Genomic DNA, 21693 nt, shown 5'->3' on the forward strand with positions numbered 1-21693 from the left:
GCGGAGGCGACGATGACGGGTCGGCGTGGCTATTACACCGCCGATGAGGTGCGGGCGGCCGAAGCGGAGCTGTTCACCCGGGTGCCTGCGGGAATGCCCATGCGGCGGGCGGCTTTCGGGCTGGCTACGGTGGTGGTCGACGAATTGCGTTCGCGGACCGGGGGTGTCGTCGGCCGGACGGTGGGGTTGCTCGTCGGTTCCGGGGACAACGGCGGAGATGTGTTGTGGGCGGGGGCGATACTGCGCCGGCGTGGTGTCGCGGTGGTCGCCGTGTTGCTGAATCCCGCACGGGCGCATGCGGAAGGGCTTGCCGCGCTGCGCGCTGCGGGTGGTCGGGTGGTCGACCGGCTCGGCACGGTGGATGTGGTGATCGACGGGATCGTCGGAATCTCCGGTAAAGGGCCGCTGCGGCCCGCTGCGGCGGAAATGGTTGCCGCCGTGGACGCCCCGATCGTCGCCGCCGATCTACCCAGCGGGGTGGACCCGGACACCGGCGCCATAGATGGGCCCGCGGTGCGGGCGCAGGTGACGGTGGCGTTCGGAGCGTACAAACCCGTGCACGCGCTCGCTGCGGCGAGCTGCGGCCGGATCGTGCTGGTGCCGATCGGATTACGGTTGCCCGAACCCGGTTCGGTGCAGCTCGATCCCGCGGAAGTGGGGGCCGGGTGGCCGGTACCGGGACCCTTCGACGACAAATACAGCCAGGGCGTGACGGGCGTGTGCGCGGGCAGCGCGAAGTATCCGGGGGCGGGCGTGCTGTGTACCGGTGCGGCGGTGGCGGCGACGTCGGGGATGGTGCGCTACGCCGGAAGCGATACCGAGGTGCTGGAGAAGTTTCCGGAAGTGGTGGCCGCACCGAGTATTTCGGAGACCGGGCGGGTGCAGGCGTGGGTGTTCGGGCCGGGCGCCGGGACCGATGCGCAAGCCCGGGAACGCCTCGAAATGTTGTTGGCCACGGACCTGCCGGTACTCGTCGATGCCGACGGGCTGACGATCCTGGCGCACGAACCGGAGCTGGTACGCGGTCGGGCGGCACCGACCGTCCTGACACCGCACGCCGGGGAATTCGCCCGGCTCACCGGTACGCCGGTGGGCGCCGACCGGGTGGGTGCGGTGCGCGAGCTGGCCGCGTCATGGAACGTCACGGTGCTGCTGAAGGGCCGCACCACCGTCGTCGCCGCGCCCGGCGGACCGGCGCTGGTCAATGACGCCGGTGGTTCGTGGGCCGCGACCGCCGGCTCGGGCGACGTGCTGTCGGGGGTGATCGCGGCACTGCTGGCCGCCGGGCGGACACCCGCCTGGTCCGCGGCTGCGGGGGCACGGGCGCATGCGCTGGCCGCCGACCTCGCCGCCCACGCCGGGCAGGCCGCGGGGGCGCCCGTTTCGGCATGGCCGTTGCTGGAACACATCCGGCCTGCGGTGCGGGTATTGCGGGAGCTCGGCGGCGGATGAGGCAGGCTCGGCCGAGGTCGTGGCGTCGCGACCCAGCTTCCGCGGGGTCGGGCAGCCCTGGCAGGATCGGACCGGTGAATGCGCAAGTGGAAACCGTCATCGACCTGGATGCCATCAGCCACAACGTGCGGGTTCTGCGTGAGTTCGCGCGGGGCGCGGCGGTGATGGTGGTGGTCAAGGCTGACGGGTACAACCACGGCGCGGTCGAGGTGGCCAGGGCCGCGTTGAACGCCGGAGCCAGTGAACTCGGAGTGACCACGGTCCCCGAGGCCCTGGTGCTGCGCGCCGCGGGAATCACCGCGCCGATCCTGTGCTGGCTCAACACCATCGACGCCGACTACGCCGCCGCGATCGCCGCCGACGTGGAGATCGGGGTGTCCTCGCTCGAGCAGTTGCGGATGGTGGAGCGGGCGGTGCGGGCCGGCGGACGCGCCGCGACGGTGTCGCTCAAGGTCGACACGGGCCTGAATCGCAACGGCATCTCGGCGGCGGAATACCCGCAGGTGCTGCGGTCGCTGCGCGGTCTCGTCGACGAGCGGCGGATGCGATTGCGGGCGATCTTCTCCCACCTCGCGCATGCCGACGAGCCGGGGCATCCGGTGATCGATCGCCAGCGCGAGCGTTTCCTCGAGACGATCGCGCAGGCCAAGGAGTACGGCCTCGAACCCGAACTGGTGCACCTGTCGAACTCGGCGGCCACGCTGACCAGGCCCGATCTGCACTTCGACCTCGTCCGTCCGGGCATCTCGGTGTACGGGCTCTCACCCGTCCCCGAGCTCGGTAACTTCGGCTTGCGCCCCGCGATGACGCTGCAGGCCGAGGTGACCCTGGTGAAGCGGGTGTCGGCGGGGGAGGGTGTGTCCTACGGGCATCGTTGGATCGCCCCGCGCGACACCACGGTCGCCCTGGTGCCCGCGGGTTACGCCGACGGTGTGTTCCGCTCGCTGAGTGGGCGTTTCGAAGTGTGGTTGGGCGGGGCATTACACCGTAATGTCGGTCGTGTGTGCATGGACCAGTTCATGGTTGACCTAGGCGACAACGCGGGCGGCGTGCGGGCGGGCGATCGGGCGGTGCTGTTCGGCGGCGGCGCGGGTCACCCGCACGCGCTGGACTGGGCGCGACTGCTCGACACCATCGATTACGAGATCGTGTGCTCGCCGCGCGGGCGGGCGGTCCGCCGCTACGTGGGTACCGGGCGATGAGCAGGCGCACGGTGATGCGCGGCAGCCTGGCCACCGCGGGCGTGCTGGGCGCGCTCGCGCTGGCGCACACGCTGCGCCGGATCGGGGCGCGGGTGCGCTGGCCGGCCGAACGCGACGAATACCGTGACGAGAACTTCGCCCTGATCGACGAGGACGACGCCGGTTCGGTCCTCACCGATGACGGGGTGTCGCTGGCCACCCGGACCTACGGTGACGTCGACGCCGAGGTGACGATCGTGTTCGTGCACGGCTTCTGCAACAGCATGGAGTCGTTCCATTTCCAGCGCCGCGATCTCGCCCGCCGGTGGGGCGCACGGGTGCGGATGGTGCTGTTCGACCAGCGCGGGCACGGCCGCTCCGGCATCCCGGCCACCGACAGCTGCACCGTCGCCCAGCTCGGCCGCGATGTGGCCACCGTGGTGCGCGAGTGCGTACCGAAGGGGCCGGTGGTGCTGGTGGGGCACTCGCTCGGTGGGATGGCCGTGCTCGCCGCGGCTGCCCAGTTCCCCGAACTGTTCGCGCGCCGGGTGATCGGGGTCGCGCTGCTCAACACCGCGGCCGCCGAGGTGGCCGCCACCGGGCTGCTGCAGTGGTTGCGCCATCCCGCGATGGGCGGCTTCCGGTTGGCGGTGCGGTCGGCGCCGGCGCTGGTGCAGATGGGCCGCTCGGCGAGCAAGCAGCTGGTGACACCGTTGCTGCACGTGAGCTCGTTCCACGGGCCGGTGAGCCCGACGCTGGCGCGGTTCACCATCATGATGATCGATCGCACACCCGTCGCGACGGTCGAGAAGTTCCTGAAAACGATTGAGCTCCACGACGAGTCGGCCGCGTTGCCGGTGCTGGCGCCGCTGCCGGTGCTGGTCCTGGGCGGCGCGCACGACATGGTGATCCCGTTCCACAATTCGGTGCTGCTCGCCGAAGAACTGCCGGGCAGCGAACTGGTGAAAGTGGGTGAGGGCGCGCACATGCCGCACCTGCAGTTCCCCGAGGTGACCCTCGACGCACTCGATCGGCTGCTGGCCCGCGCCGGCTTCGACGCCCGCGGCGGGGAGGCCGTCGGTGGCTGAGTCGCGCACCCGCATCCTGCACACGGTCGAGGACACCGAGGCCTTCGGCCGGGAACTCGCGGGTCAGCTGCGCGCGGGCGACCTGGTGGTCCTCGACGGCCCGCTCGGCGCCGGAAAAACCGCGCTGACCAGGGGAATCGCCGCCGGCCTCGGTGTGCGGGGGCGGGTGAGCTCACCCACGTTCATCATCGCGCGCGCCCACCGCGCCGGACAGCGCCCCGACGGCTCGCCGGGCGTGGCGATGGTGCACGTGGACGCGTACCGCCTCGCCGGCGACCTGGACGAACTCGACGCGCTCGACCTCGACACCGATCTGCACCACGCGGTGGTGGTCGTGGAATGGGGCAAGGGTGTGGTGGAACACCTCGCCGAGCGGCATCTGCGGGTGCAACTCGCCCGGGAACCGGAATCCGATGTGCGCACGGCCATCTGGGAATGGATCGGATAACGCGCCGATCGCGGTGTACCGGTGCGCGCCGGGCGCCGATACCACCCGGTATTGTTGAGACAATCATGCTCGTACTAGCAGTCGACACCGCGACACCTGCCGTTACAGCGGGATTGGTGCACCTGTCACCGGCCGCCGATGCGGACGCCCGGCCCGCTGTGGCGACCCTCGCCAGCCGAGTGAAGGTCGACGCCCGTGCCCACGCCGAGGTCCTCACCCCGCAGATCCTGGAATGCCTCGCCGAAGCCGAGGTGAACCGCGCCGACCTGGACGCGATCGTCGTCGGGATCGGGCCGGGCCCGTTCACCGGGCTACGCGTGGGAATGGCCACCGCCGCCGCGTTCGGCGACGCGCTCGGCCTGCCCGTGCACGGGGTGTGCAGCCTCGACGCGATCGCCGCCGACACCACCGGCGAGCAGCGCGAGGCCGGTGAGCTGCTCGTGGTCACCGACGCGCGCCGGCGCGAGGTGTACTGGGCGCGGTACCTGAACGGGGTGCGCGTGGCCGGTCCCGAGGTGCGCAGGCCCGCCGACGTCCCGGTCGGCGAGGCGGTGGCGATCGCCGGGTCGGCCGCCCACGTCGACGATTTCGACCTGCCGGTGCTGCCGAGTGAAACCCCTTCGCCCGCCGGCCTGGTCACCGTCGCCGCACGAGCCCTGCTGTCGGGTGCCGCGCCCGACGCGCTGGTGCCGCTGTACCTGCGCCGTCCCGACGCGGTGGAGAACAGTTTCCGTACCCTCGACCGGACCGGGGTGTGAGTGTGACCGGCTACCGCATCGCCCCGATGATGTTGCACGACATCGACCGCTGCGTAGAACTCGAACACCTGCTCTTCCCCGAAGACGACCCGTGGCAGGCGGTGTCGTTCCGTTCCGAACTGGCCGGGGCGCACAACCGCTACATCACCGCCCGCGACGAGCGCGGTGCCATGGTGGGGTACGCGGGTATCGCGCTGCTCGGCGACATCGAACATCCCGAGGCCGAAGTGCACACGATCGGGGTCGACCCGGCCTGTCATCGGGGCGGCATCGGCACCCTGCTGCTGGAGGCACTGCTGGCGACCGCAGCCGAACGCGGCGGCCCGGTGTTCCTGGAAGTGCGCACCGACAACGCCCCCGCCATCGCGCTCTACGCCAAGCACGGCTTCCACATCATCGGGCTGCGCAAGAACTACTACCACCCCAGCGGTGCCGACGCCTACACGATGCGACGCCCCGAACTCACGGCCGCGGCCGACGAATGGGCCGCCCGTGGCAGGCTCGACGAGGTGGATGCCGTGACCGCCGCCGGACCCACCGACGACCAGCGGAACGAGGCATTGTCGTGATCGTCATGGGCATCGAAAGCTCTTGCGACGAAACCGGAGTCGGCGTCGTGCGCCGGCACCCGGACGGTTCGGTGGAACTGCTCGCCGACGAAGTGGCCTCGAGCGTCGACCAGCACGCCCGTTTCGGTGGCGTGGTCCCCGAGATCGCCTCACGCGCCCATCTGGAGGCGATCGTGCCCGCGATGCGCCGTGCGCTGGCGGCGGCGGGCATCAGCAAACCCGACGCGCTCGCCGTCACCATCGGACCCGGGCTCGCCGGTGCGCTGCTGGTGGGTGTGGCCGCGGCGAAGGCCTACGCCGCGGCCTGGGACGTGCCGTTCTACGCGCTCAACCACCTCGGCGGACACGTCGCGGTGGACACCCTCGAGCACGGGCCGATGCCGCCCGCGGTGGCCCTGCTGGTCTCCGGTGGGCACACTCACCTGCTGCAGGTCACCGACCTGGGCGCCCCGATCACCGAGCTCGGCAGCACCGTCGACGACGCGGCGGGCGAAGCCTTCGACAAGGTGGCCAGGCTGCTCGGCCTCGGCTACCCCGGTGGCCCCGCCCTCGACGCGGCCGCCGCCGACGGTGACCCCCGCGCGATCGCGTTCCCGCGCGGCATGACCGGCCCGCGTGACGCGCGCTACGACTTCTCCTTCTCCGGCCTCAAGACCGCGGTCGCCCGCTATGTCGAGGCCGCCCAGCGCCAGGGCATCACGCCCGAGCAGTTGCCGATTCCGGATATCGCGGCATCGTTCCAGGAGGCGGTCGCCGACGTACTGACCATGAAAGCGGTGCGCGCGGCCACCGATATCGGCGTCGACACGATCGTGCTCGGCGGTGGCGCCACCGCCAACACCCGCATCCGCTCGCTGGCCGAAGAACGTTGCGCCGCAGCGGGACTGACTCTGCGCGTGCCCAAGCCGCGGTTGTGTACAGACAACGGGGTGATGATCGCGGCCCTGGGCGCGCACGTGATCGCGGCCGGGGCGCAGCCCGCCGAGCTGACGGTGGCCACCGATCCCGGTCTGCCGGTGTCGGTGAGCGCCCTGCGCGGCTAGCTCGCGGTGTCCTCGGCGAACACCTTGCGACACGACGGGGCGCAGAACGCGTAGTCGACACCGTCTACGTTGAGGGTGAACTCCGCGTCGGCGAGCTCCACCGGCATGCCGCAGACCGGGTCGATCGCCGCACCGGTTGGCGCCTCGGGCGTGACGCCCGAATCGCGGTAACCCTGCGTCATCAGCCTGGTGAGGTCGGTGGTACTGATTGCGCGACCGTGCAGCCCGGTGCAGTGCTCGCGCAGTCCCACGATCTGCACCACGCAGTGCGGTTCGCGTCGCAGCCGGTCGGGGTCGGGTTCGGTCGCGGCGATCGTATCGGTGACCAGCGGCACGATGTGCGCGCCGAAGCGGCGGTCGTTGCTCCAGGAGCTCGGCACTGTCACCCGGGCCAGATAGCGGCGCGCCGACTCGGGCGCCGGCCCGCCCGTAGCCCAGGTCTGCGGCTGCTGGATCACCACGTGGACGAATTCGCGTGCCGCGTCCATCACCTCCGCCGGTGCGGCATCTTCGGTGCTGAGCGCCATCAGCAGTCGTTGGGCGAGGTCGTGCTCGGCTTCGGGGGAGAGCGCGGGCCCGGATACGAACAGTTCGACGGTGATCATGGCTGAATCTCCTTGGTGGACAACCCGGTGGTGGCGACGATCAAAACGAAGGCAAGTAGGGCGCAGCTCACGCGGGCGAGATGGAACGCCTCCCAGCGGGCGAGCAGCTCGGCGTAGTCGGTGGGCGGGCCGGTGGCCGCCCATACCTTGATGTCCTGGTTGATGGGCACGTTGCCGAGCCGGGTGAGCAGGAACACCGCGACCGTGGCGACCGTCGCGGCGGCGGCGAGCAGGCGCTCGACCCCGGCTGCCCGGACAGCGAGCAGCAGGCAGGTGGCGGCGGTGAGCGCCATGAGTGCCTGCACGACAACGCTGTTGGCGGACATGAGTGCGGTGTGGAAGGTGAGCCGGACATCGAGGGGTACTTCCCGGAACGCGTAGAGCACATTGGCTCCGCCGTAGAGGAAGCAACCACCCAGCAGGCCGCTGGACAGCAGCGCCGCGGCCCGGGTGAGCCGCGGCCGCTTGGTTGGTGCTGCCATGGAGCCTCCGTAGGTGTACAACATACGCTTACGTTCAGTATGCGCGTTCCCGGTAGGCTGTCAACCCGTGCCGCGCCCACGTTCGCTGACCTCCGATGATCTGGCCGACGCCGCGCTCGCGGTGCTCGACGACGGCGGACTGCAGGCACTGACGATGCGCGCCGTCGCCACCGAACTCGGGATGTCGACGATGGCGCTGTACCGTTACGTCGCCGACCGCACGGTGCTCGAAGTGCTTGTCGTGGAACGGATCTTCGCTGACATCGACCTGACGCTGCCGCCGGCAGCCGACTGGCTCGAACGGGTCCGGTTGCTGCTGGACCGCACGCGCCGCGCCGCGGCCGAACATCCCGCTGCGGTACCTCTGATCCTGCGGCACCGGCAGTCGGCGCGCGGCTCACTGGCTTTGATGGAGGCCACGCTCGCCACGCTCACCGACGCCGGCCTCACCGGTACCGACCGGGCGCTCGCCCAGCGCACACTCATGGGTCATCTGCTGGGATTCCTGCAGAACAACCACTACGCGGCGCTGGCGGGACCGGGTACCGCGGCACTCGCACGACTCCCCGACGACGCGTTTCCGTTGCTCGCGCGCACGGCGGCCGATGCGGCCGGGCTGTCGCCGGAACGGGAATTCCTGGCCGGGTTGGATATCGTGCTGGCCGGATTGCGCCGGTATCTCGTGGAATGAAGTGACGCTGTGGTCCGTTTGCCGCCGGCGCGCAAGGTGGCGGCGCGCTGGATATCGTGCTGGCTGGATGCGTCGATCGCTCCGAGTGTGGAGCATCGCGTCGGCGGGATCCGCCCACGATACCGGGGAGCTACCTCGGCAGTGGCTCGTTCGGCGTCGTGGTGGCATCAGCCGTTGCGGGGAATTCGGCGTGTGCCGGATCCTCGGTAAGTGCGGGGATGGGCAAGCTGCCGTGGGCAGGTGCCTGCGCCGGGGCGGCTGGTTCGGGCACGCCGTCGTGAGCGGGTTCCTCGGTGGGCTCGGCCGGGTCTGCCGGTATGGGCAGGGTGCTGCTGGCCGGAGCCTGGGTGGGGGAGGTGTTCGGGGTGGACGGCCGGGCTTGCCGGTCACCGGCCGAACCGCTGTCCAGTGGGCCGACTGGGGATTCCGGGTACGGGATTTCCGGCAGGTTCGGGTCCGGGCGCAGCGTGGGGGCCGTCGGCGAGGTCGGCGCGGGGGACGAGGACGGGGCAGGCGTGCTCGTCGGTGCCGAGGTGGGCGGTGCGGTGGGGGGGGCGACAGTGCTCGGCGGCGCCGGGGCCTCGGTGAGCGGCGGGGCGAAGGTGGCCGAGGTGCGGTCGGTGCTCTCGCGCACCGGTGGCGTCGGCGCTTGCGTGGGCACCACCGGGGGCGGCGGCTGGCGCACGGTGCTGCTGGTACCCGCCGGCGTGACGTCTGTGGCGTCGGGTGTCACGGCCTGCACGCCGTAACCGACGACCAGGCCGACCACCACCACCGCACCGGCCAGGGTGCCGACCACCTTGGCGAACGTGCCGCTCGGCGCGTCACCGAGCGTGGCACCGTGCAGGGCCGAGGGCGCGGCGGCGTCGGCGACCAGCGCCGCGCCCTTGGCGATCACGGCCTCCGGGTCGGGCACGGTGAGTACCGGCAGGTCGAGACGAGCGCCGAGCGTGTCGATGACGCACGGGATGTTGGCGCAGCCGCCGATCACCGCGACCGCCTCGGGATACTTCGGCGCCCGGTCGAACACCGACTTCGCGAACAGCGCGATGCTGCGCAGCAGGCCGCTGATCAGCTCCTCGAAATCGGCGCGGGTGAGCTTGAGCGGTTGCCCGGCGACGTGGTCGATGGTGACCGCGGGCGCGATGGACAGGTGTTCCTTGGCGGCGCGGCCCCGGTTGGTGAGGGTGGTGCGGTTGGGCCTGGCACCGCGGCGGGCGTAGTGCAGGTCGATGAGGTGGTGATAGATCAGCTCGTCGATGGCGTTGCCGCTCAGCGTCGGCGTACGTTCGGAGTGCAGGATCGTGTCCTCGACGTAGTCGGCGACACTGACCGTGAGCCCGGTGGCGCCGAGGTCGATCACCGCCACGGTGGCGTAGCGGTCGAGCAGTCCGGTCTCGCGCAGATAGGCGAGGGCGGCGGTGCCCTCGGGCACCAGACGCAGATCGCGGTGGTGCGCGCAGGCGGCGCGAATGGCCTGCGCCTGCTCCTTGCCGCGGTAGGCGACGGCCACGCTGGTGGGCGGTCGGGAACGGGTCGTCTCGGTGCGGCGGTGGGCGCCGCCGGAGTAGCGTCCGAGTGGTTCACCGGCCAGTGCCGCGGTCTGGGAGACGGGTAACTGGGTGGTCATCAACTCGATCGAGGACGAAACGAGGTCACCGAGATCGGAGTGGGCGGCGTCGGCGGAGACGACCCGGTAGTCGAAGTTCTGCGCACCGGCGGGTCCGGTGGCGACCAGTGCTGAGCACACCACCTCGTTCCCGGCCGAGATGCCGAGGGATGTTCGCATGTTCACCTCCCTTCGAGCGGATGGTTCTACGCCAGGTCGACCATCTCGAATGGAACGATATGCATACTCTGTCACAGCCTGTTATGCGAACGTTACAGATTTCGTCGCACGATGTGAAGATCATTGCCTCGTGCGGGCGTGTCGAATTGCGACATTGGCAGAACCCAGCCTTGAGCGCTGGCACTCTCACGTATAGAGTGCTAGTCGGCACGGTGTAGCTGTGCTTGTGCCATCGACCACTGGGCTCGGAGTCCCGGCACCCGCGACGACGGGGCCTGCGCCGCAGGGTCGCATGCTGAACCGAACCCGGTCCGGAACAACCAGTTCCGGACGACCGAATTCCCTGAAAGTGGAGGGCTCAACGTGGCGAGCGTGAACATCAAGCCGCTCGAGGACAAGATCCTCGTCCAGGCCAACGAGGCCGAGACGACGACGGCCTCCGGCCTGGTCATCCCGGACACGGCCAAGGAAAAGCCGCAGGAGGGCACCGTCATCGCCGTCGGCGAGGGCCGGATCACCGAAAAGGGTGACCGCATCCCCGTCGATGTCAAGGAAGGCGACGTCGTCATCTACAGCAAGTACGGCGGCACCGAGATCAAGTACCAGGGTGGGGAATACCTCATCCTCTCGGCGCGCGACATCCTGGCCGTCGTCACCAAGTAAGGCTGACGCCGCACCAGCGTTCCGCCCCGGCGTCGTACATCCGACCCCGGGGCGGCTCGCGTTCACTACTCGCGGCATGAGCTCAGGCCCCGGTGGCGGTAGCTCGCGTCACCACGTAGGGGCCGGGGAATGTCGCCATCAGACTCAGGAGCTTTTACATGCCCAAGCAGATCGAGTTCGACGAGAAGGCTCGCCGGGCTCTGGAACGCGGCGTCGACAAGCTGGCCGACGCCGTCAAGGTGACCCTCGGCCCGCGCGGCCGCCACGTGGTGCTGGCCAAGGCTTTCGGCGGCCCCACCGTGACCAACGACGGTGTCACCATCGCGCGTGACATCGACCTCGAAGACCCCTTCGAGAACCTCGGCGCCCAGCTCGTCAAGAGCGTCGCCACCAAGACCAACGACGTGGCCGGCGACGGCACCACCACCGCCACCGTGCTGGCCCAGGCCTTCGTGCGCGCGGGCCTGAAGAACGTCGCGGCCGGGGCGAACCCGATCTCGCTCGGCCAGGGCATCGCGCTGGCCTCGGAGAAGGTCTCGGAGGTGCTGCTGGCCGCGGCCACCCCGGTCGAGGGCGCCCAGGCCATCGCCCAGGTCGCCACCGTCTCCTCGCGTGACGCCGAGATCGGTGAGATGGTCGGCAAGGCCCTCACCACCGTCGGCAAGGACGGCGTGGTCACCGTCGAGGAATCCTCGACCACCCAGACCGAACTGGTCATCACCGAAGGTGTGCAGTTCGACAAGGGCTACCTCTCGCCCTACTTCCAGACCGACCCCGAAACCCAGCAGGCCGTGCTCGAGGACGCCTACGTCCTGCTGCACCGCGACAAGATCAGCTCGCTGCCCGATCTGCTGCCGCTGCTGGAGAAGATCGCCGAATCCGGCAAGAGCGTGCTGATCGTGGCCGAGGACGTCGACGGCGAAGCGCTGTCGACCCTGGTGGTCAACTCGATCCGCAAGACCATCAAGGCCGTCGCGGTGAAGGCGCCGTTCTTCGGTGACCGCCGCAAGGCGTTCCTCGACGACCTCGCCGTGGTCACCGGTGGCACCGTGATCAACCCTGATCTCGGCGTCAACCTGCGTGAGGCGACCATCGAGCAGCTCGGTCAGGCGCGTCGCGTCGTCGTCACCAAGGACGAGACCGTCCTGATCGACGGTGCGGGCACCGACGCCGACATCGCCGCCCGCGGTGCGCAGCTGCGTCGCGAGATCGAAGCCAGCGACTCCGACTGGGACCGCGAGAAGCTCGAAGAGCGCCTGGCCAAGCTGGCCGGTGGCGTCGCGGTGATCAAGGTCGGCGCGGCCACCGAGACCGCGCTCAAGGAGCGCAAGTACCGCGTCGACGACGCGGTCGCCGCCGCCAAGGCCGCGGTCGAGGAGGGCATCGTCCCCGGTGGCGGTTCGGCACTGGTCCAGGCCGCCGCCGCGCTCATCGAGCTGCGTGACTCGCTGACCGGCGACAAGGCCGTCGGCGTCGACGTGGTCCGCAAGGGCCTCGAGGCGCCGCTGTTCTGGATCGCCACCAACGCGGGCCTCGACGGCGCTGTGGTGGTCAGCAAGGTCGCCGAGGGCAAGGAAGGCTTCAACGCCGCCACCCTCACCTACGGTGACCTGCTCGCCGAAGGCGTCGTCGACCCGGTCAAGGTGACCCGCTCCGCCGTGGTGAACGCCGCCTCGGTCGCGCGGATGATCCTGACCACCGAGAGCGCCATCGTGGAGAAGCCGGTCGAAGAAGAAGACGACCACGGCCACGGCCACGCGCATTGAGTTGGGCTGGTAGGTGACATAGGGAAGGCCCCTGACCGCGATTGCGGTCAGGGGCCCTTCTTTGTGTCTTGGCCGGCTACCTGTCTTTCAGCTGGCTACCGGGGGATCTTCGGCTTCTATCGCGGCTAAGAGGCGGGTGCGCAGGGATGGGGGTGGTGGCGTGGCGGTGATCTCCGAGAGCAGTGCGAGGGTGGCGCGGGTGGTGCGCAGTTCGCGCCGCAGCTCGGTGCACAGGGTGGGGTCTTCGGTATCGATGATGGTCTGGATCGTGTGATGGTCTTCGTCGTCGATCAATCCGAGCGCGACGGCGTGCGCGAGATCGATCTGGGATTCGTTCATCTCACGGCACCCCCAAACTTTTCTTCAGTCGTGTCAAACCGTCCCGAATTCGGGACTTAACGGTCGGTAATCCTATGCCGAGGTGCTGAGCTACCTCCGCGTAGGTGCGCCCGCCGTAGTAGGCGAGCGAGATCGCCTCGCGCTGGGTCTCGGTCAAGGTCGAGAGTCCGCGCCGGACGGCCTGCTGTTCGAGTCTGCGTTCCACCTCCTCGGTGACCTCGTCGAATTCGTTGCCGAGCACCCTGATTCCGTACGCGACTTCGCGCTGGGTATGGGCTTGCTCGGCACGAACCCGGTCGACCGCCCGCCGGTGTGCCAGCGTCATCAGCCAGGTCACCGCCGACCCCTTGGCGGGGTCGAAACTCGTTGCGGTGCGCCAGATCTGGAGATAGACCTCCTGAGTGGTCTCCTCCGCGTACCCGGGGTCGTGGAGAACCCGCAGGATCAGGCCGAAGACCCGGGCCGAGGTCCGGTCGTACAGTTCGGCAAAGGCTTGCTGGTCGGCAAGGCCGCATCGTTGTAACAGTGCAGCCAGCTCGACTCCTTCGGCCGCGCGTGCGGTAACCGCAGAATCCACGCTCGGTGGGAAGGCTTCGCTTCGGAACCCATTCTGTGTCATCAGTCACGAATGTAGCCCGCGGCTATGGCCTCCCGCCTTCCGGGGGGTGGCTTTGTCGGGTGCCAGCTGTTTGCTAGAGATTCGGCGCGCCACGCCGGGCGGATGGGAACGGATTTGCCGAGCTGGTCAGACGGCCATACGCCGCCGGTTACGGCGGGCGTGCATCTCGCGTTCGGTCTCCGACATTCCGCCCCAGATGCCGTACGGTTCGCTCACCTTGAGGGCGTGGGTCCGGCACTGCATCAGCACGGGGCAGGCTCGGCAGATCTCTTTGGCGCGCATCTCGCGCGCGGTACGGGCACGGCCGCGCTCGCCGTCGGGGTGGAAGAAGACGGCGGAGTCCTGACCGCGGCACGAGCCACGCATCTGCCAATCCCAGACATCGGCGTTCGGTCCGGGGAGGTGGGTGGGCATGGGCATGGTGAACTCCTTGTGGTGCGAGCTCGTCAGCGTTGTCGAGCGAGTGGTGCGGCAGGTCAACGTGTCACCTCACAGGAGGTGGCCGGCTCGACGGTGCCTGACGGTGCCGGGCGGATGATCGCTGCGATTTCGCACAGCGGTGTCCCCGGCGATGAGTTACGTTAGGTGCAGGCGGGAATTGACGTCAATACTTCGACGCATTCGTTCAGTAAATCGGCAACGCTGAAATTTAACCTGCGATCTGTTTACATTTCACACTCGATCCGTCCATACTGTTCGGTTGGCTATGGATCGAGCGCCGCGTGCTGCTCGAAGCATGGGATGTTTGCGCTGGTAGCGCCGGTCGCGGCGGGGTTCGGTGACATGTCACCTCCCTGTCGGAGTGTGCTGGGTCACAATGGATCGCTCGCGCGGGTGGTGCTCTCCGGGCGCAAACAGGGCCCTCAGGTTAATTGCGAGAAACACATATGAATTCGAGACTTTGCGGCCGGAGTGGCCGGTGGCGGAGATTTACCTGATGGCAACATCGGGGCCCGAAAGAAAAGCTGGCCGGTTGCTGCGATGGTGCCCTCGGGGCATATCACGAGAACTCGCCGGAACCGGTGGCGGCTAGAGTCTCGACGTGCAGACAACGGCCTCATCGGCGGATATCGGTTCCGAAATACTCGTTTCGACAGCTTTCGGGCCGACGCCGGGCCTGGCCGCTGCGGAGTTGCCGACCCCAGCCGACCCGCGGTCGCGGTGGCACCGCGCGGTGGCGCTCGGCGGCCAGGGCCGCTACGCCGCTGCCCGCTCCGACCTGCGGATACTGGCCCGCACCCGGCTGGACCCGGGCCTGGCCTCCCTCGTCGACAGCACCCGTGGCTCACTGCTGCGGCAGATGGGCGGACACGCCGCCGCCGCGGCCTTCGACGGCCGTGCCGCCACGACGGCGCTGTCGGCGACCGGGTCCGCGCGGTCCGAGGCACTGGCCGACGCCTACACCGGACTGGCCGCCGACGCGCTCGGCACCGGCCGGCTCACCCTGGCCCACAAGCTGCTCTCCCGGGTGGAACCGCTGCTCGTCGACGCACCGGCCCGGTGCGCGGTGCGCTGGCACTGGGTCCGCGCCGAGACCGCACTCGCCGGGGGCGAAGCCGCCGCGGCGCTACTCGATGCCGACACCGCCGTCGAACGTGCCGCGGCCCTGTCCTCGGTACGCCACCAGGTGAAATCGGCCCTGCTGCGCGCGGCCGCCACCGCCGCCACCGGTGACCTTCCCGCCGCGAGAAAACTTGCCACCCGGGTTGACGCCGACTGCGCCGAGCACGGCCTGCTGCCGCTGCGATGGGCCACCGCGATGCTGCGCGCGGGCATCGCCGAACCCGCCGACGCGCGGGTGGCCGCGGACAAAGCCGCTGATCATGGCGCGAGTCTGCGGGCCTGGGGTGCCGACGCCCGCCGGTGATCTTGCTGAGAGGACTGTGAGAACGCACCAGGGCCACCGGGCGGCCGATCGGAGGGTCGCTATTGTTAGTGCCGTTCCGCCATATCCGCGGAAGCTCGGTCACATTCGACCGCGCCACTCGTAACGCCAGGAAAATCTCTGACGATGACGCATATGGGCGAAGAGTTGGACCTCGCCGTCGCTGCGGCTGCGCAGGGCGACAGGACCGCTTTAGCCCGGGTACTGGAATTGGTCCGGCCCTTGGTGGTTCGCTACTGCAGGGCTCGGATCGGTGCCGCGGAGCGCGGACAGCTCTCCGCGGACGACGTTGCACAAGAGGTCTGTATGGCCGTGATGACCGCCCTGCCCCGCTATCAGGATCAGGGGCGGCCCTTCATGGCCTTCGTATACGGGATCGCTTCGCACAAGGTCGCCGACGCCCACCGCAATGCCGCCCGTAACAAGGCGGACGCGATGGCCGAAGTACCAGATGTCATATCCACCGACCAAGGACCGGAACAGCGAGCTCTCGACTCGGAGACGAGCAGGCAGATGAACAGTCTGCTGGCCACGCTCCCCGAGAAACATCGGGAAATCCTGGTCTTGCGTTTGGTCATGGGTCTGTCAGCAGAGGAAACCGCAGTCGCCGTGGGCAGCACGGCGGGGGCGATACGGGTAGCCCAGCACAGGGCGCTCGCAAAACTGAAGTCACAAGTGGCGAGGGCAGGTGAAATGTATGGCTAGGGATGGCGAGCGCGGTCGAGGCGACCGGAAGGTCTGGCGTGGGTCGAACGACAGCGGTCCCTACGCCGCCGAGGATGCGGGCGACTCTGGACCGATCGACATTGCGGCGGTGCGCGGCGACGACGCGCTCATCGACGCGATCGCGAGCGACGGGCCGGTGCGTACCGACAGCCCCGAGGAGTTCCAGCTGGCGTCACTGCTCGCGGATTGGCGGGCCGATCTGTTGGCCGAGCCGATGCCCGCGGGTCCTGATCTGGACACCGTGTTCGCGGCGGTCAATCAGGAAATAGGCGCCCGGCAGGTTCGAGTCGGTGCTTCCTCGCGCGGACGTCTCCGGTTGGTCCGGCCGCTACTGGGCTCCGCCGCGGCACTGGCCGTGGTGTTCGGCGGTGTCACGGCGTTCTCCTACAGCGCCGCCCCCGGCGATCCGCTGTGGCGGGTCAAGGAGGTCGTGTTCAGCGAACAGGCCCAGTCCACCGTCGTGGCCAGCGCCGACGACGATCTGGTCGCGGCCCAGAACCTGCTCACCGCCGGTGATCCGGAACAGGCACGAGCCCGGTTGGAGAAGGCTTCGGCCAGCGCCAACCAGGTCGACGACCAGAACAAGCGCAATGATCTGATCGCCCGCTGGAATCTGCTGCGTGATCAACTGCTGAAGGTCGCGCCGCAACTCGCCGAGAAGCTTCCGCCCTCGACGTCCACCTCGCCCGAACCGACGAAGCCGAACGCTCCCGCGCCGGTGCCGCCGACGAGCGACCCGGCCACCACGGCCCCGGTGGATCCGACCGCGCCGGGCACCGTCGAGCCGACCGAGCCGCCGGTGATCATGATGACCCCCGGCCCGGAGACCGAGCCGGTGGAGCCGACGACACCGCCGGAGACCACCGCGCCGCCGACGACTCCGCCGCCGGCCACCGGTGATCCGACCAAGCCGCCGACATCCACCATCGCCGATCCACCGCCGACCACCGCGCCGACGGTGGTTCCGACGTCGGCGCAGTTACCACCCACGGTGCCTCCGACGGTGCCGTCCACCAACACGATCACGATCCTCCCCGCGCCGAGCAACTGATCGCACCGTCTCGAACGAAGGCCCCGAACCGCAATGGTCCGGGGCCTTTCGCGCTGTCATCGGGCCTGGCGCATCGCCGCGCCTGCGTGACCGGGCGCGGGGGAGCCGGTCAGTTGTCGAAGCCGTCGAATCCGTCGCCGTGGAAAGCCTCGTTCATCGAGGCATCCGCGTAGCCGCGGCAGTAGTCCCAGGTGACGTACGCCTCGGGCGTCGGGTCGTAGGCGGGCTCGTGCGGGCGGACGGTGCCGTCGACGAGTAGCTGCAGTAGGTTTGCCCGCAGCATGTCCCAGTCGTGGTAGTGATCTTGCCGACAATCCTCACAGCTGACGACGAGCCCGCGGATTCCGCGATGGGCCAGCAGGGCTTCGTAGACGGCGAGGTCGGCGAGATCTTCCTCGACCGCGAGGCGCTCATGAGGATCCAGCGGCTCACCGGGCTCGATGGCATCGAGCGCGGCAGACGGGTCGGAGGGGTCTCCGGCGAAGGGATCCGGCGGCAGGCCAGGTGGTAGATGGTCACGCACAACCCCACGGTACGCAGTACTAGGCGGTCTGCGCCAGCGATGCACCGGGCAAGTTTTGCCGAAGGGCTCACTGCACAGCCGCACTCGCCCGACCGATACCATGGAACTCAGGCGTCGGCGAGCACGTTCTCACCGACCATCCAAGCATTCCGCTCAGCACCGACGCGATGTATCTCCGGCGTCGGTAGCTCCGACGACCAGGAGGGGTCGATCCGAATGAGTAATCCCGTGTCGGGCGAACGAATCGCGGTGCGCCCTCCTACGGGTGGCGACGATCCGACCAAGATCGCCATGCTCGGCCTCACGTTCGACGACGTGCTGTTGCTGCCTGCCGCCTCGGATCTCATCCCCAGCTCCGTTGAGACCTCCAGCAAGCTGACCAGGGACATCACCCTGCGCACGCCGCTGGTGAGCTCGGCGATGGACACCGTCACCGAGGCGCGCATGGCCATCGCCATGGCCCGGGCCGGCGGTATGGGCGTGCTGCACCGCAACCTGTCGGGTGCCGATCAGGCCGCCCAGGTCGAGACGGTGAAGCGGTCGGAGGCGGGCATGGTGACCGATCCGGTGACCTGCCGCCCCACCGACACGCTCGCCGAGGTCGACGCGATGTGCGCCCGGTTCCGTATCTCGGGTCTGCCCGTGGTGGACGAGACCGGTGCGCTGGTGGGCATCATCACCAACCGTGACATGCGCTTCGAGGTGGACCAGGACCGCCGCGTGGACGAGGTGATGACCCCCGCGCCGCTGATCACCGCCAAGGAGGGCGTCACCGCCGAGGCCGCCCTCGGGCTGCTGCGCCGCCACAAGATCGAGAAGCTGCCCATCGTGGACGGCAACGGCCGGCTGCGCGGGCTGATCACGGTCAAGGACTTCGTCAAGACCGACCAGTACCCCGACGCCACCAAGGACCGCGACGGCCGCCTGCTGGTCGGCGCCGCGATCGGGGTCGGCGACGACTCCTGGTCGCGGGCCATGTCGCTGGCCGACGCCGGCGTCGACGTGCTGATCGTCGACACCGCGCACGGGCACCAGGCGCAGGTGCTGCAGATGGTCACCAAGGTCAAGGCCGAGGTGGGCGACCGTATCCAGATCGTCGGCGGCAATGTCGCCACCCGCGCGGGGGCCGCCGCGCTGGTCGAGGCGGGCGTGGACGCGGTGAAGGTGGGCGTGGGCCCCGGCTCCATCTGCACCACCCGCGTGGTCGCCGGTGTCGGCGCGCCGCAGATCACCGCCATCCTCGAGGCCGTCGCCGCCTGCAAGTCCGCGGGTGTGCCGGTGATCGCCGACGGTGGCGTGCAGTACTCCGGTGACGTCGCCAAGGCCATCGCAGCGGGCGCTTCGACGGTGATGCTGGGCTCGCTGCTCGCGGGCACCGCCGAGTCGCCGGGCGAGCTGATCCTGGTCAACGGCAAGCAGTTCAAGAGCTACCGCGGCATGGGTTCCCTCGGCGCCATGCAGGGTCGTGGTCAGGCCAAGTCCTACTCCAAGGACCGCTACTTCCAGGACGACGTGCTCGCCGAGGACAAGCTCGTCCCCGAGGGCATCGAAGGCCGCGTGCCGTTCCGTGGGCCGGTCAACCAGGTGATCCACCAGCTCGTCGGTGGTCTGCGCGCCGCGATGGGCTACACGGGTTCGCAGAACATCGAACACCTGCAGAACGCGCAGTTCGTGCAGATCACCGCGGCGGGCCTCAAGGAAAGCCACCCGCACGACATCACGATGACCGTCGAGGCTCCGAACTACACCGGGCGCGGCTGAGTACAATAGGGACGTTTGTGCGCCGGGGGATACACTCCCGGCGCACTCGCGTGCAAGACCCAGTGGCTCGCAGCACGCCACCATCGTCACCGACGCGCCACGCACCCGCGACCCCGAGGAGCGGCGGCCCACGAAGTGGCCGGTTCGCGGCCGGGTCGCCGGTGCCGCGGCGTAGGCGACGAAGGAGCAAGCCGCGGTACCTGACCGGCGGTCCGACCGGGCCGCGAACTCGAGCGCACCAGCGCTCAGAAAGCAGAGCGAACGTGCGTGACATGGTGGAAATCGGGATGGGCCGGGTGGCCCGGCGTACCTACGAACTCGACGACGTCGACATCGTCCCCTCGCGGCGGACGCGGTCGTCGAAAGAGGTGTCGCTGGCCTGGCAGCTCGATGCCTACCGTTTCGAGATCCCGGTGCTCGCCCACCCCACCGACGCGCTGGTCTCGCCGGAGTTCGCGATCGAGCTGGGTCGCCGTGGCGGCCTCGGAGTGATCAACGGTGAAGGGCTGTGGGCTCGGCACGCCGATGTGCAGGCCAAGATCGATCAGCTGATCGATCTGGTCGACAAGGGGGGTTACGAACGCGCGATCTCCCTGCTGCAGGAACTGCACGCCGCGCCGATGCAGCCCGATCTGCTGGCCGCGGCCGTGGCGCAGGTGCGGGCGGCCGGCGTCACCACCTCGGTGCGGGTGAGCCCGCAGAACGCCCGCGCGCTCACTCCCGCGCTGGTGCAGGCCGGCGTGGACCTGCTGGTGGTGCAGGGCACCATCATCTCCGCCGAGCACGTCGGTGGCGGCGAACCACTCAACCTGAAGACCTTCATCGCCGAACTCGACGTGCCGGTCGTGGCCGGTGGCGTGAGCGATCACCGCACCGCGCTGCACCTGATGCGCACCGGTGCGGCCGGCGTCATCGTGGGCTACGGCTCCTTCCCCGGCGCCACCACCACCGGTGAGGTGCTCGGCATCGGGGTGCCGATGGCGACCGCGATCGCCGATGCCGCCGCCGCGCGCCGCGACTACCTCGACGAGACCGGCGGCCGCTACGTGCACGTCATCGCCGACGGCGACGTGGCCACCTCCGGTCAGTTCGCCAAGGCCATCGCCTGTGGCGCCGATGCCGTGATGCTCGGTGTGCCGCTGTCGGCGGCGGCCGAGGCGCCGGGTCGTGGCTGGTACTGGCCCTCGGCCACCGCGCACCCCTCGGTGCCGCGCGGGTCGTTCCTGCCGGTCGACGAGTCCTGGCTCGACGGCCCCGACGGCGCCACCAGCCGTCCCAGCCTCGAGCGGGTGCTCTACGGCCCGTCCGACGACCCGTTCGGTTCGCTCAACCTGGTCGGCGGCCTGCGCCGGTCGATGGCCAAGGCCGGCTACTCCGACCTCAAGGAATTCCAGAAGGTCGGGCTCAGCGTCCGCTAACGCACGTGCGCGAGGGAGACCCGCTCGCGTAGGAACCGGCTGATCGCGGTGTTGACCGGTTCCGGGTGGGTCATCGTGACGGCCAGGCGGGCGCCGTCGACCTGCGCGAAGGTGGAGCCGGTGAGCCCGTCGGCCAGCGTGCGGGCCCGGGCAGCGGCGATGCCGCTGTGGGTGGCGTGGATGATCAGCGCCGGGCAGGTGATCTCGTGCAGCCGGTCGAGTACCGAGTCACGCCCCAGCAGGCAGCCCACGGCGGCGTCGAGGCCGTTGTGGGCGTCGGCGACCCAGCGGCGGGTCCAGATGTCGCGGTACCAGTCGTCGTCGCCGATCAGCCAGTCGGCGAGTTGGCTCGCGGCGTACTCGCGGGAGCCGGGGTCGTGCCATTCGTCGAGGAAGCGCTGGGTGGCGATGGATTGTTCGCGGGTGGGCCCGTGTGCCTCGGTGCTGATCAGGATCAGCGCGGCCACCCGTTCGGGCGCCACGAGCGCGGTGCGCAACGCGGTGAAGCCGCCCTGCGCGGTTCCGCCGACGATGGCGCGTTCCACGCCGATCGCGTCCAGCACCGTGAGCGCGTCGCGCGCGGCGGTCCAGTAGGTGAAGGGCAGTCGCTGATCCCGGGTGCGCCCGTGCCCGCGCGCGTCCCACGCCACGATCCGGAATTCGGGGGACAGGGCCGCCTGCTGCGAGGCGAACATGGTGCGGTCCATGAAGAATTCGTGGGCGAGCAACACCACCGGCCCGGTGCCACCGCTGTCCTCGTAGTAGATGTCGGCATCGATCGCGCGGGCGAATGGCACGTGCACGAGGATAGCCAGCCACACCCCGCTCCGCGCAAG

The 21693-nt window shown here is 69.5% G+C and carries 23 protein-coding genes; 15 read left to right on the forward strand and 8 right to left on the reverse strand.

From position 1 onward, the window contains the following. Positions 1 to 12 precede the first annotated feature (12 nt). The 7 genes from ACFO5K_RS25915 to tsaD all read left to right on the forward strand — a co-directional run bounded on the left by ACFO5K_RS25915 (position 13) and on the right by tsaD (position 6539). Positions 13 to 1452: an NAD(P)H-hydrate dehydratase gene (locus tag ACFO5K_RS25915; protein WP_378568234.1), complete on the forward strand. Its 1440-nt coding sequence runs from the start codon at positions 13 to 15 to the stop codon at positions 1450 to 1452. Continuing rightward, a complete protein-coding gene (gene alr / locus ACFO5K_RS25920) occupies positions 1449 to 2654 on the forward strand; it encodes an alanine racemase (protein WP_378568236.1) in 1206 nt (401 codons plus the stop codon). The genes ACFO5K_RS25915 and alr overlap by 4 nt, the downstream gene beginning before the upstream one ends. Next, positions 2651 to 3721, forward strand: coding sequence for an alpha/beta fold hydrolase (locus ACFO5K_RS25925; protein WP_378568238.1), 1071 nt, complete (start codon positions 2651 to 2653; stop codon positions 3719 to 3721). Before alr ends, ACFO5K_RS25925 begins: the two co-directional genes overlap by 4 nt. Then, positions 3714 to 4169, forward strand: a complete 456-nt coding sequence (gene tsaE, locus ACFO5K_RS25930) for a tRNA (adenosine(37)-N6)-threonylcarbamoyltransferase complex ATPase subunit type 1 TsaE (RefSeq protein ID WP_378568240.1) — start codon at positions 3714 to 3716, stop codon at positions 4167 to 4169. Before ACFO5K_RS25925 ends, tsaE begins: the two co-directional genes overlap by 8 nt. Positions 4170 to 4234: 65 nt before the next feature. After that, positions 4235 to 4927, forward strand: coding sequence for a tRNA (adenosine(37)-N6)-threonylcarbamoyltransferase complex dimerization subunit type 1 TsaB (gene tsaB, locus ACFO5K_RS25935; protein ID WP_378568242.1), 693 nt, complete (start codon positions 4235 to 4237; stop codon positions 4925 to 4927). 26 nt (positions 4928 to 4953) lie between these two features. After that, complete coding sequence (rimI, locus tag ACFO5K_RS25940; protein WP_378568339.1) at positions 4954 to 5496, forward strand: ribosomal protein S18-alanine N-acetyltransferase; 543 nt, start codon at positions 4954 to 4956, stop codon at positions 5494 to 5496. After that, on the forward strand, positions 5493 to 6539 hold the full coding sequence (gene tsaD / locus ACFO5K_RS25945; protein WP_378568244.1) for a tRNA (adenosine(37)-N6)-threonylcarbamoyltransferase complex transferase subunit TsaD: 1047 nt from the start codon (positions 5493 to 5495) through the stop codon (positions 6537 to 6539). Before rimI ends, tsaD begins: the two co-directional genes overlap by 4 nt. Here the strand turns inward: tsaD and ACFO5K_RS25950 are convergent. Then, positions 6536 to 7144 carry an ATPase gene (locus ACFO5K_RS25950; RefSeq protein WP_378568246.1) on the reverse strand — a complete coding sequence of 203 codons (609 nt, stop codon included), beginning with the start codon at positions 7142 to 7144 and terminating at the stop codon, positions 6536 to 6538. The genes tsaD and ACFO5K_RS25950 overlap by 4 nt on opposite strands. Beyond that, positions 7141 to 7626 (reverse strand): anthrone oxygenase family protein, encoded by a 486-nt coding sequence (locus tag ACFO5K_RS25955; RefSeq protein ID WP_378568248.1) that lies wholly within the window; start codon positions 7624 to 7626, stop codon positions 7141 to 7143. The genes ACFO5K_RS25950 and ACFO5K_RS25955 overlap by 4 nt, the downstream gene beginning before the upstream one ends. Positions 7627 to 7693: 67 nt before the next feature. On the opposite strand from ACFO5K_RS25955, the gene ACFO5K_RS25960 reads away from it, so the two are divergent. Then, a complete protein-coding gene (locus ACFO5K_RS25960; protein ID WP_378568250.1) occupies positions 7694 to 8317 on the forward strand; it encodes a TetR/AcrR family transcriptional regulator in 624 nt (207 codons plus the stop codon). Positions 8318 to 8447: 130 nt separating this feature from the next. On the opposite strand, the gene ACFO5K_RS25965 is transcribed toward ACFO5K_RS25960, so the two are convergent. Then, entirely contained in the window at positions 8448 to 10106 is a 1659-nt protein-coding gene (locus ACFO5K_RS25965) for an Hsp70 family protein (protein WP_378568252.1), read from the reverse strand. A 363-nt stretch (positions 10107 to 10469) separates the two neighbouring features. Between ACFO5K_RS25965 and groES the strand changes: the two genes are divergently transcribed. Both groES and groL read left to right on the forward strand, forming a co-directional pair. Further along, complete coding sequence (groES, locus tag ACFO5K_RS25970; protein WP_019045169.1) at positions 10470 to 10769, forward strand: co-chaperone GroES; 300 nt, start codon at positions 10470 to 10472, stop codon at positions 10767 to 10769. 158 nt (positions 10770 to 10927) lie between these two features. Next, positions 10928 to 12535: a chaperonin GroEL gene (gene groL / locus ACFO5K_RS25975; protein ID WP_378568255.1), complete on the forward strand. Its 1608-nt coding sequence runs from the start codon at positions 10928 to 10930 to the stop codon at positions 12533 to 12535. Between the two features lie 87 nt (positions 12536 to 12622). On the opposite strand, the gene ACFO5K_RS25980 is transcribed toward groL, so the two are convergent. The 3 genes from ACFO5K_RS25980 to ACFO5K_RS25990 all read right to left on the reverse strand — a co-directional run bounded on the left by ACFO5K_RS25980 (position 12623) and on the right by ACFO5K_RS25990 (position 13913). Further along, positions 12623 to 12874 (reverse strand): hypothetical protein, encoded by a 252-nt coding sequence (locus ACFO5K_RS25980; protein WP_378568257.1) that lies wholly within the window; start codon positions 12872 to 12874, stop codon positions 12623 to 12625. A gap of 1 nt (position 12875) precedes the next feature. Then, positions 12876 to 13493, reverse strand: coding sequence for a sigma-70 family RNA polymerase sigma factor (locus tag ACFO5K_RS25985; RefSeq protein ID WP_378568259.1), 618 nt, complete (start codon positions 13491 to 13493; stop codon positions 12876 to 12878). Between the two features lie 126 nt (positions 13494 to 13619). Continuing rightward, positions 13620 to 13913 (reverse strand): WhiB family transcriptional regulator, encoded by a 294-nt coding sequence (locus ACFO5K_RS25990; RefSeq protein WP_022567299.1) that lies wholly within the window; start codon positions 13911 to 13913, stop codon positions 13620 to 13622. A 622-nt stretch (positions 13914 to 14535) separates the two neighbouring features. On the opposite strand from ACFO5K_RS25990, the gene ACFO5K_RS25995 reads away from it, so the two are divergent. From ACFO5K_RS25995 to ACFO5K_RS26005, 3 genes are all read left to right on the forward strand, one after another. Continuing rightward, positions 14536 to 15360 carry a hypothetical protein gene (locus ACFO5K_RS25995; protein ID WP_378568261.1) on the forward strand — a complete coding sequence of 275 codons (825 nt, stop codon included), beginning with the start codon at positions 14536 to 14538 and terminating at the stop codon, positions 15358 to 15360. A 144-nt stretch (positions 15361 to 15504) separates the two neighbouring features. Continuing rightward, the gene (locus ACFO5K_RS26000) at positions 15505 to 16083 is read left to right on the forward strand and encodes a sigma-70 family RNA polymerase sigma factor (RefSeq protein ID WP_378568263.1); all 579 of its coding nucleotides are present in this window, start codon (positions 15505 to 15507) and stop codon (positions 16081 to 16083) included. Next, positions 16076 to 17155, forward strand: a complete 1080-nt coding sequence (locus ACFO5K_RS26005) for an anti-sigma-D factor RsdA (protein ID WP_378568265.1) — start codon at positions 16076 to 16078, stop codon at positions 17153 to 17155. The genes ACFO5K_RS26000 and ACFO5K_RS26005 overlap by 8 nt, the downstream gene beginning before the upstream one ends. Before the next feature lie 109 nt (positions 17156 to 17264). Here the strand turns inward: ACFO5K_RS26005 and ACFO5K_RS26010 are convergent, their stop codons facing one another. After that, complete coding sequence (locus tag ACFO5K_RS26010) at positions 17265 to 17678, reverse strand: DUF5319 domain-containing protein (protein WP_022567296.1); 414 nt, start codon at positions 17676 to 17678, stop codon at positions 17265 to 17267. A 216-nt stretch (positions 17679 to 17894) separates the two neighbouring features. Between ACFO5K_RS26010 and guaB the strand changes: the two genes are divergently transcribed. Both guaB and ACFO5K_RS26020 read left to right on the forward strand, forming a co-directional pair. Next, positions 17895 to 19439, forward strand: a complete 1545-nt coding sequence (gene guaB, locus ACFO5K_RS26015; RefSeq protein ID WP_378568267.1) for an IMP dehydrogenase — start codon at positions 17895 to 17897, stop codon at positions 19437 to 19439. 263 nt (positions 19440 to 19702) lie between these two features. Beyond that, a complete protein-coding gene (locus ACFO5K_RS26020; protein WP_378568269.1) occupies positions 19703 to 20857 on the forward strand; it encodes a GuaB3 family IMP dehydrogenase-related protein in 1155 nt (384 codons plus the stop codon). Here ACFO5K_RS26020 and ACFO5K_RS26025 read toward each other — a convergent pair. After that, on the reverse strand, positions 20854 to 21654 hold the full coding sequence (locus ACFO5K_RS26025; RefSeq protein WP_378568271.1) for an alpha/beta fold hydrolase: 801 nt from the start codon (positions 21652 to 21654) through the stop codon (positions 20854 to 20856). The two genes, ACFO5K_RS26020 and ACFO5K_RS26025, sit on opposite strands and share 4 nt — an antisense overlap. Positions 21655 to 21693: the final 39 nt, after the last annotated feature.

Source organism: Nocardia halotolerans (genome assembly GCF_042650145.1).
In the GTDB taxonomy this organism is placed as follows: Bacteria; Actinomycetota; Actinomycetes; order Mycobacteriales; family Mycobacteriaceae; genus Nocardia; species Nocardia halotolerans.